Annotated in this window: 10 protein-coding genes; 3 read left to right on the top strand and 7 right to left on the bottom strand. The window is 66.8% G+C overall.

Features of this window, described 5'->3' with window-relative positions:
- Nucleotides 1-41 precede the first annotated feature (41 nt).
- Together J7528_RS15760 and J7528_RS15755 are read right to left on the bottom strand one after the other, a co-directional pair.
- Nucleotides 42-2,405, bottom strand: coding sequence for a TIM-barrel domain-containing protein (locus J7528_RS15760; RefSeq protein ID WP_291876221.1), 2,364 nt, complete (start codon nt 2,403-2,405; stop codon nt 42-44).
- Between the two features lie 135 nt (nt 2,406-2,540).
- On the bottom strand, nt 2,541-5,471 hold the full coding sequence (locus J7528_RS15755) for a TonB-dependent receptor (protein WP_291876219.1): 2,931 nt from the start codon (nt 5,469-5,471) through the stop codon (nt 2,541-2,543).
- 556 nt (nt 5,472-6,027) lie between these two features.
- Between J7528_RS15755 and J7528_RS15750 the strand changes: the two genes are divergently transcribed.
- Entirely contained in the window at nt 6,028-7,506 is a 1,479-nt protein-coding gene (locus tag J7528_RS15750; RefSeq protein WP_291876216.1) for a nucleoside hydrolase-like domain-containing protein, read from the top strand.
- On the opposite strand, the gene J7528_RS15745 is transcribed toward J7528_RS15750, so the two are convergent.
- From J7528_RS15745 to J7528_RS15730, 4 genes are all read right to left on the bottom strand, one after another.
- Nucleotides 7,490-8,845 carry a pectinesterase family protein gene (locus tag J7528_RS15745; protein ID WP_291876214.1) on the bottom strand — a complete coding sequence of 452 codons (1,356 nt, stop codon included), beginning with the start codon at nt 8,843-8,845 and terminating at the stop codon, nt 7,490-7,492. The two genes, J7528_RS15750 and J7528_RS15745, sit on opposite strands and share 17 nt — an antisense overlap.
- Nucleotides 8,842-10,437, bottom strand: a complete 1,596-nt coding sequence (locus tag J7528_RS15740) for a pectate lyase (RefSeq protein ID WP_291876212.1) — start codon at nt 10,435-10,437, stop codon at nt 8,842-8,844. The genes J7528_RS15745 and J7528_RS15740 overlap by 4 nt, the downstream gene beginning before the upstream one ends.
- A 100-nt stretch (nt 10,438-10,537) precedes the next feature.
- Entirely contained in the window at nt 10,538-13,990 is a 3,453-nt protein-coding gene (locus J7528_RS15735; protein ID WP_291876210.1) for a TonB-dependent receptor, read from the bottom strand.
- Between the two features lie 127 nt (nt 13,991-14,117).
- On the bottom strand, nt 14,118-14,420 hold the full coding sequence (locus J7528_RS15730; RefSeq protein WP_291876208.1) for an HU family DNA-binding protein: 303 nt from the start codon (nt 14,418-14,420) through the stop codon (nt 14,118-14,120).
- A gap of 363 nt (nt 14,421-14,783) precedes the next feature.
- Here J7528_RS15730 and J7528_RS15725 point away from each other — a divergent pair, with 363 nt between their 5' ends.
- On the top strand, nt 14,784-15,377 hold the full coding sequence (locus J7528_RS15725; protein ID WP_291876206.1) for a sigma-70 family RNA polymerase sigma factor: 594 nt from the start codon (nt 14,784-14,786) through the stop codon (nt 15,375-15,377).
- Nucleotides 15,355-16,293: a FecR domain-containing protein gene (locus J7528_RS15720; protein ID WP_291876204.1), complete on the top strand. Its 939-nt coding sequence runs from the start codon at nt 15,355-15,357 to the stop codon at nt 16,291-16,293. The genes J7528_RS15725 and J7528_RS15720 overlap by 23 nt, the downstream gene beginning before the upstream one ends.
- Nucleotides 16,294-16,409: 116 nt before the next feature.
- On the opposite strand, the gene J7528_RS15715 is transcribed toward J7528_RS15720, so the two are convergent.
- Nucleotides 16,410-19,235 (bottom strand): TonB-dependent receptor, encoded by a 2,826-nt coding sequence (locus J7528_RS15715; protein ID WP_291876202.1) that lies wholly within the window; start codon nt 19,233-19,235, stop codon nt 16,410-16,412.
- Between the last annotated feature and the right edge of the window lie 101 nt (nt 19,236-19,336).

The raw sequence follows: 19,336 nt of genomic DNA, 5'->3' as shown, positions 1-19,336 counted from the left end.
CGGCTTGGATCCCCGCTTTCGCGGGGATGATCGGTGTTGGGTTAGAAGGCGAGCGTTATTGGATTGCCGCTGTAGCGCACCGTCTTTACCCGCTCGCGGCCGCCATCAACCAGCACCACCTTGAACGTCCGCTCCTTCACCAAGCCCGGAAAGCTCCCCACCCGCGCGCCAATGGTCAGCGTCCGCGCGCCATCGCTCCAAGCCAGCGGCGTCACCGCCCGCTCGCCGCGCTCGTAGGCGTAGCTCTCGCCGGCGTCGTCATAGAGTTCGAACGCCCCGTCCGCGCCCGCATAGACGCGCAGCTCCAGCGGGCCCTGCGGATCCTGGTCGGCATACCCGACCGCCCCGCCCAGCGGCAGGATCCCTCCGGCCTTCGCATACAGCGGAATCTTCTCCAGCGGCGCGGCGGCGTCGATCCACTGCCCGCCGGCCAGCTTCTTGCCGGTCCAGAAGTCGTACCAGGGCGCACTCCCCGGCAGGAACACCGACCGCGAGCGCTGGCCGGCGTTCATCACCGGCGCGACCATCAGCGATGGCCCGAACAGGAACTGGTCGCCGATGTTCCAGGTCCGCTCGTCGCTCCGCCAGTCCATGACCAGCGGCCGCATGATGGTGTCGGCCTTGTCGGTGACCCGCCATGCCAGGCCGTAGATGTAGGGCATCAGCCCATAACGCAGCCGGTCGTAGTCCAGCAGGATCGGCGTCTTGTCGCCATAGGCGAACAGGTCGTTGCGGTTGTTCTCGCGCTTGCCGTGGGTGCGGAACAGCGGGTTGAAGACGCCGAACTGGTACCAGCGGACATACAGCTCCTGGAACGCCGGGTCGGTGGTCGCCGGGCCGGTCGGCGGATTGTCCAGCACGCCGCCGTAATAGCCGCCGATGTCGGTGGTCCAGTACGGCATGCCCGACAGCGCGAAGTTCAACCCGCCCTGCATCTGGCGCTGGAACACCGGGAAGCCGTTGAGGATGTCGCCCGACCACGAGGCCGCGCCGTAACGCTGGACGCCGGCGAACGACGAGCGCGACAGGATGAACACCCGCTTGTCGTCGCGCTGCTGGCGCCAGCGATCCGACACCGCGCCCATATGGGCCAGCGGGAAGGCGTTGCCATAGAGCTCGCCCGGCCCGATCGCCAGCTTGCGGCCGTTCAGGGTGCGGTCGGTCTCGGCCATGGTCGGCAGGTGCAGCTCGGGCTCGGAACCGTCCAGCCAGAACGAGTCCCAGCCCTGGTCGAGGAGCTTGGATCCCAGGTGCGACCAGTAGAGATCAGCGGCTTCCGGGTTGGTCGGGTCGTAGAGCGCCGTGCCGGGGATCAGCCAGCCGCGCTCGTTCATGAGCTTGTAGAGCTGCGACGACTTGGACAGCAGCGGCCACATGCTGAGCATGGTGTGGACCTTGCGCTCGCGCAGGGTCTTCAGCAGGCTCGGCACTTCGGGGTAGCCGTCGGGGCGGAACTCCGGATCGCCCATGCGGCTCCACCACCGCCAGTCCTGGACGATGACGTCCACCGGCGCGTCGCCGTCGCGATAGCGCTGGGTGACGTCCAGCAGCTCCTGGCCGCTGGCATAGCGGTCCATCGACTGGAACAGGCCATAGGCCCAGCGCGGGAACAGCGGCGCGGCGCCGGTCATGTCGCGGTACTTGGCGACCACCTGGTCGAACTCGGGACCGTACAGGAAGACGTAGTCGATCGCCTGGCCGACGTCGGCGCTCAGGGTCAGTTCGGTCGGAAAGCGGTTGTCCAGGGTCGAGGCCGAGGCGGTGTTCCACAGCAGGCCGAAACCCTGCGTCGACATCATCAGCGGATGGGCGATGTCGGTATTGGCCTGTGCCAGGCGCACCACCGCGCCCTGGTAGTTGAACTGGCCGGACTGATGCTGGCCGAGGCCATAGAGCCCCTGACGCAAGGCCGGATGGAAGCGCTCGGTGACCTTGTACGCCTTCGAACCGTCCGAAAGCGTCGCGGGATCATAGATGCGCGGCCGCTCGCCCATCTCCTGCAGCAGGATGCGGTCGTCGGGGGCCAGGAAGGTCAGGGTTCCGTCCGACAGCGAGATCGAGACGCGAAGGTCGCCGGTCTTCAGCACCTTGGCGACGGCCATGGCCGTGCCGCCGCCGGCAGCGGTGTTGACGCCGGTGCTGGTGGCCGTGGCGTCGGTCAGGGTCACCGCCTGAGGAACGCACGGCTTGGAGAACCACGGCTGCTGCGGCGACGAGCCCGCCGCCTGGCCGTCGGGGCTGGCCACCACCCGCACAACACCGTCGGCGCAGACCGTCAGGCGCATGACGTCGGCGCCACTGCGGACCTCGACGGCATTGCCGACCGTGTTGACCTGCACCTCAGCCAAGGCTGCGGCGGGCATGGCCAGCATCGCCAGAACCGCCAGTCGAAGCGCCTTACGCATGCTCGAACCTCACCCTCGAACCTCACTGGGGAAACAAAGGCGGCGCCGGTCGGGGGGACCGGCGCCGAAGTACGGTTTGCGCAGGAGGGCACACACCGTTGTGAAAGGCCAGCCAACCTTGGCCGGCCCGGGGGCCTAGAAGGTGTAACGAGCGCCGACGTAGAACTGGCGGCCGCCGACCCGGTAGTTCTCGAAACGCTGGGTCGTGGAGTCGATGTACGAGATGTCTTTCTCGTTGCTCAGGTTCAGCGCGTCGACGCTGACCGACAGCTGGTCGGTGACCTTGTACGAGGCCGAGGCGTCGAAGAACGTGGTCGACAGGTTGCCCTGGACATCCTGGTTGTAGCGGCCCGGGACGGCGGTCAGGTACTTGTCGCGATAGTTCACCGACACGCGAGCCTGCACCTTGCCGCGCTCGTAGTACAGCGTGGCGTTGGCGGCGTTCTTCGACAGGTTCAGCAGCGGCGCGTTGATCTTGGCCGCGCCCGCCGCCGTGGTGGCGAAATAGTCGATGCTGCTGTCGACATAGGTGTAGTTGGCCAGCACGCCGAAGCCGCGGAACATGTCGGGCAGGAAGTCCAGCGGCTGCTGGTAGTTCAGCTCGAAGCCCTTCAGCGGACCGCCGGGGGTGTTGATGACGTTGGTGATGCTGAAGTCGTCATTGGCGTTGACGCCCGTGCCTTCCAGCAGCGAGACCGGCAGGCCCGTCGAGGCGTACGGCGCGATGGTGGTGATGGTCTGAACGTAGGTGCTGATCTTCTTGTAGAAGAAGCCCGCCGACACGATCGTACCCGACTTGGGATACCACTCGATCGAGAAGTCGGCCGACTTGGCGCGGTAGGGATCGAGGTTGGCGTTGCCGGTCGAGACCGAGCGCGAGCCGCCCGCCACCGAGACGCTGGTCGCCGCCGCCAGGTTGCCCAGGGCCGGACGCGCCATGACCTTGGCGGCCGAGAAGCGGACCAGCAGCTTGTCGGTCGGCTCCAGCACCAGGTTCAGCGACGGCAGGGTGTCGGTGTACTTGCGCTTGACCGTGGTCATCACGAAGCCGGCGGCGTTCACCGAGGTCGGGACGTTGGTGTAGAAGTTCGAGGTCTGGTTGGTCTCGACATAACGGACGCCGACGTCGCCGCGCACGCGCCAGCTTCCGACCTCCTGGTCGAAATTGGCCATGACGTAGCCGGTCTTGTCCTCCTCCTGCACCGAGCGGTTCTCGCCGCGCACGCTGGCCACGCTCTGCGACAGGGCCGTGCGGCCGGTGTTGGAGTAGATGTTGTAGGCCGCCTGGAAGGCGTCGATGTTCGGCGTCGTCCAGCAGGTCGGCGTCGGGGTCGGCACCTTAAGATTGGCCAGGCCGCAGAACTGCTCGGTCAGGCTCTGGATGGTGTAGCCGGCCGGGATGGCCGGGAAGTTCGCCTCGCCCAGGGCGTAGCGATAGGACTGGGCGCTGAAGTCGTACTGCTTCCAATTGGCGCCGGCGCGCAACGTGAGGCCGTCGTTGAAGGCGTACTTACCGTTGACCTGGACGGTCTTGTACTTGTTGTCGGTGTAGTTCGGGCGCAGGCGGATTTCTGGGCCCGTGGGGCCGGTGCCGCCCGGCTGGGTCACGGTCGGGCCGAAGTACCACAGGGCCGGGTTGGTGACGTCGAAGCCGTAGTTGATCGCCGGCAGGTACTGGCCCTTGGGCCGGATGTCGATCGAGTAGCCGTCGACATTGAAGCGGTCGATCTGGGTCGAGATGTCGTTGAAGTTGTCGAAGTCCGAGTACGAATAGCCAACGACGCCGTCGACGCTGAACTTGTCGTTGAACTTGTGCTCGGCGTTCAGGGTCCACTGGCCAAAGTCGGTCGAGAACTCGTCGCGGTTATGCTCCGAACGCATGTCGACATTGTCGAACAGGCCGTAGAGCATGGTGTTCTTGCTATCCAGGATCATGTCCCGGACCACCATCTCGGGCTTGCCGCCCTGCGAGGCGCCGCGGCTGAAGCCGATGGCTTCCAGCGGCCAGTCGTCGCGACTGACCTTGTAGCGCGAGAACAGGCCGTCCAGCGTGACCTTGGTGTCGTCGGTCGGCGCCCATTGCAGCGAGCCGGTCAGGCCCAGGCGCTCGGTCTTACCCAGGCCCTGCACGTAGCGCATGAAGCGCGGATAGTAGGTCGTGGGCGCGCTGGCCAGGGTGTAGATCGAGGTCGCCTTGGCGAAGTCGGCCGCCGGCACGTCGCAGATGCCGCCGGTCCCCGTGGTCGGCTTGCACCAGCCGCCGTCGCCATTGCCCTGGTTCCACAGGCCCGAGCTGGACTGCTGGAAGTCGACGGCGGTCTTGGAATAGGCGACCGAGAACAGCGCGCCCAGCTTGTCGTCGGCAAAGGTGTTGCTGACCAGCAGCGCCATGCGCGGGCGGGTCTTGCCGGTCTGGTCGTTGTAGCCGGCCTGGGCCGAGGCGGCGAGCTTGAAGCCCTTGTAGTCGAACGGGTGGCCGGTCACGAGGTCGACCGTCGCGCCCAGCGAGCCCTCTTCCACGTCGGCCGACGGCGTCTTGCGCACGTCGATGCGGTTGAAGAGTTCCGAGGCGAAGACGTTGAAGTCGAAGCCGCGGCCGCGGTTGGCGCCGCTGTAGCCGTCGGTCGAGGCCTGGGCCTCCATGCCGTTGATGCGCACGCGCGTGAAGTCGGGACCCAGGCCACGCACGGACAGCGCCCGGCCTTCGCCCTGGTCGCGGCTGATGGCGACGCCGGGGATCCGCTGGATCGATTCAGCCAGGTTGTTGTCGGGGAACTTGGCGATGTCCTCGGCCAGGATCGAGTCGACCACGCCGGTGTTGGTGCGCTTCAACTCCAGGGCCTTGGCCAGGCTGTTGCGGAAGCCGGTGACCACGACCTCGGTGACGGCGGTGTCGTCAGCCTGGGCCGCGGCATCTTGCAGAGCGGCTGCGCCCATGGCGGCGGGCGCGGCCGCGCTGCTCGCCGTGGCGATGGCGTCCTCGGCGTGGGCGACGCCGCCCAGCGCCAGCACCAGGGCCAGGCCCGAAACGCCGCCCGCCAATTGCTTTTGGAATCTGTCGATCATTTCCCGTTTCCCCTTCGCCGCGCGCTCTCGGCGCGGTCGCTTGCGTTTCCTCGTGACGCTTCTGTCGAGCGTCTGGTCGTCTCGAAGTCCGACGCCCGGAAACACGCTCCGGGCGGAAAGCGGCGACGTCGGCCGGAAAGGAAGCCGACGCCGCCTTAGACACGGCCCCAACCCCGAGAGGAGGTCTGGGATGGCGCCGCATTCGTTGTTCGCTGAACAAAAGCGTTATCAAAGGACATCAATCGAAATCAATCGAAAACGTATTGATGGCGAAAGATATGTCTGAGGAATGGTTTTTGGGCGCCACACAACGCGCAGCTCAGCGGCAGTCAGAGCCTTTCAGGCAAGGAATTTCAACGCGAAAGGCTCATTCCCAGATGATGGGAACAGCGACTTTCGTTTTCCTTTCTTTTCGCTTGAACCGCGCGAAATCCGCGTTGACCCCCACCTTGGCCGTCGGTACCTGTTGCCTCAGCCAAGGCGCATGAGCGCCAGAGAGGACCCAGATCCCGGAACGCCGGGACCGCAGAGGTCCGAACGGGGAAAGGATCCGCGCATGACGGGAATTGCTTCGCTGGCCAGAGGGCTTCGCACGGGCGCCAGCCTGGCGCTGATCGCGGCGCTGACGGCCTCGCCGGTCCTGGCGGCCCAGGCGCCAGCCGCTCCCGCCGCCTCGCAATCGCCGCTGAAGGCCGCGCACGAAAAGCCGCGCCTGTTCGTGCTGACCGACATCGGCGGCGACCCCGACGACCAGGAGTCGATGGTCCGCCTGATGACCTACGCCAACCAGGTCGACATCGAAGGCCTGGTCGCCACCACGGTGAAGGGCGAGGTCAATCCGCAGCTGATCACCCACATCGTCGACACCTACGGCCAGGTCCGCGACAATCTCGAGCAGCACGAAAAGGGCTTCCCCACCGCCGACGCCCTGAAGGCGACGATCTCCCAGGCCCTGGTTCCGGACGGCAAGACCGCGATCGGCGCGGGCAAGGACTCGCCGGGCTCGGACCTCCTGATCAAGGCCGTCGATCGCGATGATCCGCGTCCGGTCTGGGTCACCGTCTGGGGCGGCCCGACCGTGCTGGGTCAGGCCCTGTGGAAGGTGCGCAACACCCGCTCGAAGGCGGCCCTGGCCAAGTTCGTGTCGAAGCTGCGCGTCTATGCGATCTCGGACCAGGACGACAGCGGCCCCTGGATCCGCCGCGAGTTCCCGGACCTGCACTACATCGTCAGCCCCGGCGTCAGCTTCCACATGTCGACCTGGATCGGCATCGGCGGCGACAATTTCCACGGCCGCTTCGGCGGCGCGAACGAATATCTGGTCAGCAACGAGTGGCTGAACGCCAACATCCGCGCCAAGGGCCCGCTGGGCGCGGCCTATCCCAGCTGGAAGTTCCAGATGGAGGGCGACACCCCGTCGTTCCTGAACCTGATCGACAACGGCCTGTCGGATCCCGACCACCCTGAGTGGGGCGGCTGGGGCGGTCGCTACGAGCTCTACACCCCGCGCAAGGAGCGCTGGTTCCTCGAGCCCGAGACCCGGCCGATCTGGACCAATGCGATGGACGAGGTCTGGGGCCGCGACGGCGAGTGGCACACCACCGCCCAGGCCACGATCTGGCGCTGGCGCGAGGCGTTCCAGAACGACTTCGCCGCCCGCATGGACTGGACGACCAAGCCCTACAAGGAAGCTAACCACCCGCCGGTCCCCAAGCTGGAGACCCCGGACTACATCGTCGCCAAACCCGGCGACCGGGTGGACCTCAGCGCGGTCGGCTCGTCCGATCCGGACGGCGACGCCCTGTCCTACGAGTGGTTCTGCTACGAGGAGGCCGGTACACGCGGCATGACCAGCTCGGCCTCGGGCGTGAAGCTGGACATCAATAACGCCGACCAGCCCAAGGCCTGGCTGACCGTGAAGACCAACCGCGTCGTGCCGCCCGGCACGGGGACCATGCACATCATCCTGGCCGTCACCGACCACGGCTCCCCGCGCCTGACCCGCTACAAGCGGGTGATCATCGACGTGAAGTAGGCAGGCTGGTCCGCGCGAAGGCCGTCTTCGAGACGGGCTCCGTGCCGATCACCGCGCCCTGCGCGAAGTCCAGGCGCGCGGGGGCGCCGGCGGTTTCGAAGGTCAGGGTGTTGGTCCCGCTGCCCTCGACATACTTGCCCGCCTGGCCGCTGGCCGAGACCAGCTGCGGCGCGCCCTTGACCGTGACCAGGCGGTCGAAGGTCAGCTTGGCCCGACCGCCCTCGGTGGCGACAGCGATGACGCGGGGGCCATCGGTCCGCTCGGGGTTCCAGGTTCCAGCGAAGGTCCAGGCCGCGTCGATCTTCGCCGCCTGGGCCTTGCTCAGGCTATCGGCCATCCAGGCGTAGTCGCCGCCCTTGCGATGGCTGTTGCTGAAATAGCGCCGCTCGCCCCACTGGGTCTCGGCGGCCGCGACGCGGTTGCGCTCGATGTCGGCCGGGCTGGGGGTCCCGCCGTCCAGCGGATAAATCACCTGGTAGGTCGGCTTGTCGCGCATCCGTTCCGAGAAGGCGCAGTCCAGGAAATAGAACTGCGCGTCGCGGTGATGGCGGCCCAGATAGAAGTTCGGCGGGCCGTCGAACGTGCAGCCCTTCATGACGAACTTCTTGTCGGCATTGCCCTTGCCCTCATGCCAGACGGCGGCCTCGGCACGGGGATAGACCTGGACGATCTCGGAGTCGGACATGAAGCACCAGCCGCGCGGGCAGACGAAGTCCACCGCGCCGGTGATCCGCAGGTCGGTGTGATAGTAGCGCCCGCCGTCGGGGCTGAGCGGCGTGGCGCCCGGCCCTTCGGAGAGACCCATCTCGGCCTTGGACTTGTCGGTCCGCCACAGGGCCAGGGTGTCGGCGCCCAGGCTCAGCAGGTCGGCGTCCTGGATAATCGTCCGATCGCCTCGGCCCAGCACCGCGAAGGCGTGAGGACCGGCGACAGTGACGGTGTTGTGCACCGTCATATGCTCGAGGACGAAGTCATGGGCGGTGGCCGCGATATTGACCACGCCCTGGCCGATCTCGTCCTTGGTCTCGTTGGCGGGACGATTGGCCTGCAGGCGCAAGCCCAGCCGGCTCTCGCCGCGCAGAGTCACGTAGGGCGCGTCGACCCGCACGGCCTCGTCGTAGAAGCCGTTGCGGACCAGGATCCCCTTGCGCTCGCGGTTATCGGTCGGGATCGACTTCAGCGCCGCCGCGATCGTGCTGAACTGGCCCGAGCCGTCCTTGGCCACCACGATGTCGGGGACCAGGGCGTAGGTCGGCGGGACCGGCGTCGCGGCCCGCGCCGCCATGGGCAGCGCCGAGATGCCGGCCAGCGCCGCGCGGCGCGTCATCGAATAGCTCATGCCTTTTGGGTCCGCAGATAGGTGATCAGGCGCGCCATGTTGTTGATATAGGCGCCGGTGGAAATGCCCATCGGCCCGCTGGGCAGGGTGAAGGGTGAGGTGTCCCAGGCATCCCCCACTTGGCCGACATCGACGAAACCAGCCGGCGGCTTGTCTGGGCCGGGGCCCTGGTAGGGATGGCTGGTCGTGCGCAGCTCCACGGGCCAGTAGCCCTCGGCGTTCAGGCCCGAGACCAACTCGTTCACGGCCGCCAGGCGCTTGCCGTCGCCGACCGTGACATTCAGGTCCGAACCGCCGACATGGCTAACGATGTACGGCGGGAACAGCGACGGCCCACGGCCCATCAGGGTCGAGTTCTTCGTGGCCTCCTCCGGCGACATCGTCGCCACGCGCTCGTAGCGGGCACGCAGGGACGCGACGTTGATGTACTTCTCGGCCTTGGTCCCCTCGGTGTTGAAGTCCGCCCAGAACTTGCCGTTCTGGCTGTTGGAACCGCTGCGGTGGCCACCCAGCAGCTTGCCGGTCGAAGGATCATAGTTGCGGTAGAAATTGCGCCCGTCGGGCCCGCGCTTGTCGGCGGGGATCTCGACGCTGGCCAGCCAGTCCAGCGCCTCGGGCACGCGCGCCAGGTACTTCCGCTCGCCCGTCTGCTGGTAGTAGGCAATCAGCTGCATCACCGCCGCGGCCGTGCCGTGCGGGGTGATCGAGACCGGCTCATAGGTGCGGCCGGTCGCGGGCTTCAGATCGAGCGAATACTGCATGGCCCAGCCCGGCGTGGGCTGCGGCTGCTGCAGGGCGATGATCAGCTCCATGCCACGCTTGACCGGCTCGCGGACCCGCTCGTCCTTCAGCTGTTGCAGGACCAGCAGCAGGAAGTCGATGTTCTCCTCGGCCACCTCGTCGTTCATCGTGATGAAGCCGGTGTAGTCGGGGCGGCCCTGCTTGGAGAACTCGCCCATGCGGGGCCAGCGCTGGGGCCAGCCGCCGTTCGGATATTGGCTCTTCAGGACGAAATCGACGGCCTTGTCGACGGCGGCGCGATACTTGGGATCGCCCTTCTCTAGGTGCAGACGCAGCAGGAAGCGACCGCACTCGACCGTCACATGGTCGTCGAAGGTGGCGTTGCCGTAGTAGTGCTGGAATTCCTCCAGCCGCCAGCCATTGGTCCCGATGGTCTCGTACCACCGCTTCAGCGAGGCCTCGCCGGCGAAGTCGATGATGTAGTTCCAGCCGCCCGACGGATGTTGGCCGGCGATCAGGGCGTCCGCCGATTGCTGGGCGGCCTTGTAATAGGCCTCATCGCCGGCGGCGTGATAGGCGTCGAGGAAGATCTGGCCCATCTCGGGCGTGCCCGGCGCCTGGGTCCAGATCATGGACGGATAGGCCTCCATCTCGCCCCAGCGGCGCGAGAGGTCCGGCAGGTAGGACCAGACATAGCCGCCGTGGACCGCGACCTTGTCGGTCATGAAGCGGGTGGCGCGAGCCATGGTCGCCTTGACCTCGGCGGGGGCCGGGCCGGTCGCCGCTTCCGCAGCGCTTCCCAGGAAAGGCAGGGCCGCCACGGAGCCCAGCAAGGTGCGTCGCGAGAACATTCCAAACTCCATCCGAAAAAGCTCGACGCCGGCGATGGGGATCGCCGGCGTCGCTCCGAACCCGGGCCGTTGCAGGCGGCCCGAGCAAGAGGAAGTCAGCCTAGAACTTGTAGCGGACGCCCAGACGATAGTTCGGGCCACTGGCGCCGTACGACTGGATCACCGGATCGGTGTAGCTGTAGCGGGTCGCCTTTTCGTCGGTGATGTTCAGCGCCTCGAAGGTGATGCTCACCTTCTTGATCGGCGACCAGCGCACCGACATGTCGACATTGGTGGTCGCGGCCGACGAGCCGAACTCGTTGATCAGCGGGCTGTCGCACGCCGCGCCGTTCGACTGCAGGCCCGGATCGCAGTTGCCTGCGGTCAGCGGGTAGGTCGTCTTGTAAGCGTCGCGCTTGGCCACCGAGACGCGAGCGTTGAACTTCTCGGTCTCGTAGTAGAGCGTGAAGTTCAGGCCCTTGGGCGAGGCGCCCAGCCACGGCCCCTTGCCGTAAGTCGGGGCCTTGGTGACCGTGCCGGCTCCAGCCACCACGGTGCCCGGATCCAGGATGTAGGTCAGCTGGGTGTCCAGCTTGGTCATGTTGAACTGGACGCCCAGGTTCTTGAAGTACCAGGGCAGGAAGGTCAGGTCCTGCTGGAAGTTGAACTCCCAGCCCTGCAGGTAGCCGCCGGGCGCGTCGCGGACCTGGCGGGCCAGGACCGGGTTGTTGGCGTCGATATAGGCGCGACGGAAGACGTCGGCGCCGGTCTCGCCCGGGAACTGCAGCTTCAGAGCGGCGATGGCCTCGGCGTCCAGGAACTGCGAAAGCGGCGCTTCGTAGAAGACGGTCTGCGGGAAGCTGGAGATATCCTTGCGGAAGTAGCCCAGGCTGATCAGGCCGCCCTTGTTGAAGTACCACTCGGCGGCGATGTCATAGGCCTCGCCACGGAACGGCGAGAGCTTGGTGTTGCCGACCGTGATGGTGCCGCCGATGTTGGAGCCATCGCCCGGGATGCTGATGCCGGTGATGGCCGGCGACAGGTTGCCCAGCAGCGGACGAGCCATGACCTTGGCCGCCGCGGCGCGGATGTAGAGGTTGTCATAGGCCTCCCAGGTGATGTTCCCGGACGGCAGGGTGTCGGTGTAGTGGTTCTCGCCGGTGATGCGACGGCCGGCGGTTGTCTCGCCATAGGCCAGGACGTCGGTCTCGGCCTGGCGGACACCGATGTTGCCGAACAGGCGACGGCCGCCCCAGACTTCGTAGTCGAAGTTGAACTGCGCGTAGTACGACAGGTTCTTCTCGGTCACGCCGAAGGTGGCGGTGCGGTTGCGCTTCCGCGTGATCGTGAAGTCGCCGAACTTGTTGATGCAGTTGCAGTCGAAGCCGAAGACGTTGCTGAACGCCTCCATGTTCGGGACGATGAAGCTGGTGGTCGAACCGGCGGGCACGTCCAGGCCGTTGCCGAACTCGATCACCTGGCTCAGCGACGCCACCGAGACCTTGGCTTCCTTTTCGGTCGGATTCAGCAGGTCGTTGTTGCGCTCGTACTGGTCGGTCGAGAACTTGAACTCGCGCTTGGTGATGCCCGTCTTGATGGTCCAATGATCATCGAGCTCGTAGGTGACGTCGATCTTGCCGCCCGTGTAGTCGTTGATCGTCGTGCGCCGATAGTGGCGCATGCCCGAGAAGCCCTTGATGATGCCCCAGTTGTTCGGGTCGGCGGCGTTGAAGCCGGCGTCGAACTTGGGCATGCCGGTCGCGCCGCGCTCGTCGAAGACGAACGGGCCCTGGACGTCCATGGCGTTGAACTCGACCAGGGTGCCGACGTTGACGTTCTCCGAACGCGAGGTGCCCAGCGAAGCCGTGGCCCTCAACTTGTCGCTGAACTCGTGGTCGACCGTGGCCGACACCTGGCGGAAGTCGGTGGTGTAGGCGCCGCGGTCGGCGGCCGAACGCCAGTCGACATTACCCAGCTTCAGATATTCGGCGTTCTGGCCGACGACGTCGGCGTCCAGCACCTTGACCGCCGGCCGGCCGATCAGCTGGCCGCGGAACGGCAGGGACGAGGCCGGACCGGCATAACCGGGCGAGGCTGGGTTGGTGTAGTACTCGTAGGCGTCCAGGTTGTTGGGGTTGTAGCTGAAGGTGTAGCCCGGCAGCGGGTTATTGCCGTTCAGCGCCTGGCCGCAGTCCGTACCCGGCGCCAGCTCGGTCTCGGCGGCGGCGGTGCAGGTGCCGGGATAGAGCGCGCGGCGCTGGGCGTCGGTGAACGGCGTGCCCGCGCGAGCCGTAGCGGTCGGGACGTTGGCGCCGAACTGATAGGCGGCGTTGGTGTTGTTGCGGTTCAGGCCGACCGGACCCAGCTGGTAGTTGGTGCTGGTGCTCTCGAACTTCGAATACAGGCCGTCCACGGTCAGGCGCGTGCGCTCGGCCAGCTGCAGCTGGAACGAGCCCGTCAGGCCCAGACGCTCGGTCTCGACGTTACGCTGCTGGATCGACGGCAGAGCCGGGAAGCGGACCAGCGAGTTGTTGCAGCCCGGCGTGGTCGGGGTCAGGCCGGCGACCGCTTGCGCCGCCACGGCCGCGCAGCCCGGATAGAGCTTGGCGTAGGCGGCCGGATCCGAACCGGTCATCGCCGCATAGGCGTCCGGGTTGGCCATCGGGTTGTAGTAGTTGGCCGGATTGGCCTTGTAGGCGTCCAGGGCCGAGCCCGTCAGGGTGGTCGGGATCAGGGCGCTGAACACCGTGCCGGTCGGCGCGGCGAAGCCGGCGCGGCCCGGCAGTTCGTCGCCGGTCCAGGTCGAGCCGCGATAGACATAGTCCGACGAGCCGGTGCCGCGGGCGTAGTTATCGTCCTCGGAGTTGCGCTTGGCCCAGGCCGCCGAGACCAGCACGCCCAGCTTGCCGTCGAAGAAGCGGTCGGAGAACAGGCCGGTGACGCGCGGCGCGTGCTTCTTGCCGTTCTGGTAGTAGGAGTCCTCGGCCGAGAAGGCTGCGGCGCTGTTCTTGTAGTCGAACGGACGGCCGGTGATCAGGTCGACGGTCGCGCCCAGCGAGCCTTCATCGGCCTCGGCCGAGGACGACTTGCGCACCCGCACCGAGCTGAACAGCTCCGAGGCGAAGGCGTTGAAGTCGAAGGCGCGCGAGCGGTTGGGGCTGGAGCCGGCGTCGTTGGCCGCGCCGGTCGACAGCGCCTCCATGTTGTTGATCCGTACACGGCTGAAGTCGCCCGACAGGCCGCGCACGCTGATGGTGCGGCCTTCGCCGTTGTCGCGGTCGATCGAGATGCCCGGCAGGCGCTGCAGCGACTCGGCCAGGTTGGAATCGGGGAAGTCGGCGATGTCCTCGGCGTTGATGGCGTCCATCATCACGTCCGAGTTCTTCTTCAGGTTCAGGGCGCTCTGCAGGGCGGCGCGGTAACCGGTGACAACCACCTCGCTGACGGTGTCGGTCGAGTTGGCCGGAGCAGCCTCCTGGGCGGCCGCGAAGCTCGGCGCGGCGGCGACGAAGGCGGCGGTGGAGATGCTGGCCAGCAGCAGGGCTCGCTTCTTGTGGTCTCGATGGATAGTCATTGGTTTTCCTCCCCAATTGACGTCGACTCCGGGCGGCGGATGTTTCTCTGTCCGTCCCTTCGCCTGTTGATGGCCCCTAGTCGGCCGTGGTCCGTCGGCTGGCGTTCACGCCCTGCGGTGCGTGGCGTCAGTCGACATCGTGATCTTTCCGGGTGGCGTTCAGCTCCCGCACCAGCTGGCGGTCGGGGCGGAACAGCACGGTGCGCTCGCCGCCCAGTTCGCGGGTCTGGCCGCTGGTCGGATTGACGAGCGGGCGCGAGCGGGTCTGATGGATGGTCAGTTCGCCGATGGTCGGGACGTCCAGGCTGTGGCCGTCCAGCAGCGCCTGGCGCATACGGCCCAGCAGGGCCCGGACCATGACGTCGCTGACCTCGCGATCCATGCGCGAGAAATCCATGAAGGGTTGGACGAAGCCGCCATCAACGCGCATGGGCGCCCCGCTCTTTCGAGGCGATCCGCGCAGGGCGATCGATATGGCTCAGGGCTCGCAACAGGCCCGCCTCCCCTTCCCTAATCCGGCGAAATCATCGCCTGCCCGGCTGGACACCGGTGTCAATGACATCGACATAAACATGCCGAATTTGAATCCGAAAGGGAAAAGTTACCGGTCACATGCGATTTGTGGGGCAAATAATTTCTAGAAATCGCCTCGAACCTAATTCAACGAATGAGCCAGATCGATCCGCACAACAAAGATGTCCGAACGGCGATTTTTTTGTTGGCGCATTGAACAGGCGGCCATGAAGCCGCATCGTCGGCGGCATAGGACGGCGCGTAGCGATAGGGAGGGGCCGTGGCGAAACCGCACCGGCCGAGCGCCGACAACGACGTGCGAACGTGGAGCGGCCAGTCGGCCTTCCGCGAGAGCTACTGCGATGACTGGGAGGACCTGCGCCGGTTTCTGCGCGCGCGGTTCGGCCCCGGCCCGCCCGAGCCCGAGGACCTGGCGCAGCAGGCCTTCGTCAAGCTGGGCGAGCGGCCGGCGGACCAGGCGCACGAGAGCCCCCGGGCCTTCGTCTTTCGCGTGGCCATCAATCTCGCGCGCGACGCCTTGCGACGTCAGAAGATGGCATCCCGCCTGGTGTCGGCCTCCGCGCCGGCCCTGGAGGCGGACGCCGAACCTGACGCCGAGCGGACCATCATCGCCAAGCAGGAGCTGGGCGTGCTGAGCCGTGTTGTCGAAGGCCTGCCGCCCCGCCACCGCCGCTTCCTGGCGGCCAACCGGGTGGCCGGTCAAAGCTTTGCCGAGATCGCTCGCCAGAACGGCGTGTCCGAGGCGTTGGTGCGCAAGACGGTCGGGGAGGCCGTCGCCGCGTGCCAGCGCGCCATCGCGGGCGGTCAGATAGACTTTCGAGGATTGTCTCGTGAACGCAACCGTCGCGCCTGACGACGACATCGAGGGACAGGCCCGCGACTGGGCCCTGACCGTGTTCGGCGAGCGCCTGTCGACCGAGCGCGCCGACGCCCTGCGCGACTGGCTGGCCGCCGATCCTCGTCATGCCGAGGCTTATGACCAGGCCGAGCAACTGATGCTGGCCCTGAGCGGGGTCGACGCCCTGACCCGCGAGCAGCGCCCGGCGCGCGCGCCGGCCTGGCGCTGGGCCGCCGCCGCCGGCCTGCCGCTGGCCGCCTGCCTGGCGATCGGCGTGACTCTGGCGACGCGCTCGCCCGAGATCCTGGAGAGCGGCCGCGCGGTGCGCACCGCCACGCTCAGCGACGGCAGCGTCGCGACCTTGGCTCCGGAGACGCGCCTGCGGAAGGCAGGCTGGCTGGGCGGCCGCCACTATGTGCTCGAGCGCGGCGAGGCCTTGTTCGACGTCCGCCACGCCCGGGGCCGCAAGTTCCAGGTCGAGGCCGGTGAGACGCAAGTCACCGTGCTGGGCACGCGCTTCGAGGTGCGACATGCGCCGAGCGGCGAGATCGGCGTGGCGGTCGAGCGCGGCCGCGTCGCCGTGCATCGCGACGAGGGCGGCCCCACCTTCGACGCCGTGCTGGCGCGGGGCGACAGCGTCACCCTGGACGCCGCCGGCGCGCACCGGGCCAAGCTGGCCGATCCGGCCGCGATCGCCGGCTGGCGCCAGGGCCGCCTGAGCTATGCCTCGGCCCGCCTGACCGACGTGGCCAGCGACATCGGCCGCTTCTCGGCCGTGCGCGTGGTCGCCGCCCCGGGCGCGGCCGATCTGCGGGTGACCGCCAGCTTCCGCGCCGACCAGTCGCGCGCCTTCGTCGCCAACCTGCCGGCCGCGCTGCCGGTCACGGTGCGCCCACGCGCCGACGGCGTTCTGGTGGTCACGCCGCGCTAGGCCAAAAGAAAGCCGGCGAGGCGGACCTCACCGGCTTCAGTCATGCCTGTGTGCGGGGGAGTGCTCACAAACATCAGGGATGATGGGCGGGAGAGATCCCCTCCCGCCGGTAGCGCCTAGAACTTGCCGCGCACGCCGAACTTGATGGTCCGGCCGTTGTACTTGGCGTAGTCCATGCGGGTCTTGCGGCCGTTGCCGTAGCGACCGCTGACATCGTCGAAGAAGTCGTACTGCAGGGCGTTGGCCAGGTTCAGGGCGTCGAGGCGGACCTCGATGCTGTCATTGACCTTGTAGGTGACGTTGCCGTCCAGGAAGCCCGCGCCCGAGTGCCAGCGCTGCAGGTCCGAGCCGTTGTTGGACGTCTCGATGATGTTCTTGGCCTTGTAGTTGTACGACAGGCGAACCCCGAACGGCCCCTTCTCGTAGTAGCCGGTCAGGCTGTACGAGTACTTGGGCACCGTGTTGACGTTCAGGATCTTGCCCGCCGTCGTCGTGTAGTCGAAGCCCGACGTGTTGACGTGGGTGAAGCTGGCCAGGGCGCCGAAGCCGCTCCAGAAGCCGGGCAGGAAGTCGAACGACTGCTGGTAGGCCAGCTCGTAGCCGTCCAGCTTGATCGTGCCCTGGTTATAGAAGGTCGACAGGGTGATCGGCAGGTTCGGGTCGATCTTGCCGGTCGCCGGGTTCTGGAAGATCGGCGCCAGGGCCGCGTCGGGCAGGCCCAGCGACGAGAACGGCACGTTGATGTTGGTCGAGACGGTGGTGTCCTTCAGCTCCTTCCAGAAGAAGCCGGCGCTGAGGATGCCGCCGCGGCCGAAGTACCACTCCACGCCCGTGTCGTAGTTGGTCGCGGTCTGCGGCAGCAGGTTGGGGTTACCCGCCGTCGCCCGGGTCTCATAGATGTTGGGGATCACGGTGTTGGCCGCGATGATCGACAGCGAGGCGCGGGTGATCGTTTTGCCCCACGAGCCGCGCCAGATCAGCTTGTCGGTCAGGTCGTAGGCGAAGCTGGCCGACGGCAGGGTGTTCTTGTACGAGCCCTCGGCCTCGTTCGGCTGGTAGGTCGTCACGCCGTTGTTGGTCTGGCGCAGATAGTTGTCGATGTGGGTGTCGGTCTCCGAGTAGCGGACGCCGACATTGACGCGCAGTTCGCGGTCCAGGACCTGGCCCTTCAGGTCGCTCTGGATGAAGGCGGTCTTGACCGTCTCCTCGGCCCCGAACGAGGCGTTGAAGTCGACCGGCGTGGCCTTGGCCGTGCCGATCGGGTCGAAGGTGCTCATCACATAGTCGCGGCCGAACACCGCCCACTGCTGCGGATAGCCCGAGCCGATCACCAGGTTGTCGATCGGCACGTCGCGCAACATGGCGCCGCGCAGGGTGGCCGCGCCCAGGGCGGCGATCTTGGCGGTGCCGGCGGCGGTGGCGTTGCGCTTGGTGGTGGTCTTCTTGGTCGAGACGTACGAGAAGCCGCCCTTCAGGTGACCCTCGATGCCGAACACGCCGTAGTCCCAGTCGGCGAACAGCTTGGCCGTCTTTTCCTTGTCGACCTCGCGCCGCCAGTCGAAGCCGACGCCGAAGTCCTCGTAATTGGCCGGGTTGGTGAAGTCGACGCCCGGCGCCGACAAGGCCGGATAGACGTGGTCATCCGTGTACTTGATGGTCGTGGTGACGCCGTACAGGTTCGAGATCAGGCGGTTGCCGGTGAAGAAGGCGTCGCTTTCGCTGAGGCTGCCCTGGGCGGTGATCTTCAGCTTGTCCGTGGCCTGATAGGCGGCGCTGAACGACGCCATTTTGAACTCGGTCTGGGAGTCGTAGTAGTAGCTCTCGCCCAGGTACGAGGTGTTGCCGAACGTGCCTTCCAGCAGGTTGGACTTCGGATCCAGGGTCACGTTGATCGGCACGAAGCCGTTGTGGCCCGGCGCGCCAGGCTTGGCGGTCGGAATGGTCGTACGCGAGTTCCGGATCGGCAGGCCGAAGGTGTATTCGTCCAGCGAGTCCTGCAGCTTCGAATACAGGCCGTCGACGCTGATGTTCACCTTCTCGTTCTGATACTGCAGCGAGCCGACCGCGCCGGTGCGCTCGCGCGTATTTTCACCGCCATAGTAGCGGTAGAAGCGCGGCAGGTAGCCGTTCTCGATCTGGGCCTGGGTCAGCGAGCCGCGATTGTAGCGCGGGTCGGCGAAGTCGAAGGCGAAGGCGAACTGGCCCTTGTTGGGCGACAGGCTGGCCAGGGCGTGGCTGTTATAGCCGCCGGTGGCCTCGAAGCCGGAACGGTTGTTCACGCTCTTGGAATGGGCCACCGCGAACAGGGCGCCGAAATTGCCCCAGGTGTTGGAGAACAGCGCGAAACCGGCCGGGTCCAGGTGCTTGGACTTGTCGTTGTACGAGCCGACGACCTGGTAGCGGATGTTGCGACCGGCCTTGTCGAACGGACGCGGGGTCTGCAGATCGACCACGCCGCCGATGCCGCCTTCTTCCAGCTCGGCCAGCGGCGTCTTGTAGAAGTCGACACGGCCGAACAGTTCCGAGGCGAAGACGTCGTAGTTGAAGTCGCGCGACGAGCCGCCGACATTGCCCGACGAGGTCGTGCGGACCGGGGCGCCGTTGATGGTGGTGACGTTGTAGTCCGAGCCCAGGCCGCGGATCGAGATGCGCTGGCCCTCGTTCGACGCGCCGTCACGGCTCAGATACACGCCCGGAATGCGCTGCAGGGCTTCGGCGACGTTGGCTTCGGGGAACTTGCCGATGTCCTCGGCGACGATGGAGTCGCGGACGACGATGGCGTCCTTCTTCAGGCCCAGCGACTTTTGCAGCGAGGACCGGAAGCCGGTGACGATCACCTCCTCCACGGTGTCTTGCGGCGCCGCCGTCTGAGCCCACGCGTTGGTGGCGACGCCGCCCAGGCCCGCGGCCAGAATCGTCGTCAGCAGAAGTTGCTTCTTCATGTTCCCTCCCCGTCGCGGTCCATTCGCCGCGCAGTTTTCCCCTCCCCGCCCGGCGTGCCCGAGGGGGTTGCCCGCCGTTGGCGGAGCATTTCAAAAATCGA

It is taken from the genome of Caulobacter sp. (genome assembly GCF_017744445.1).
Classification (GTDB): domain Bacteria; phylum Pseudomonadota; class Alphaproteobacteria; order Caulobacterales; family Caulobacteraceae; genus Caulobacter.
This window is presented reverse-complemented; position numbering and strand designations above follow the sequence as displayed.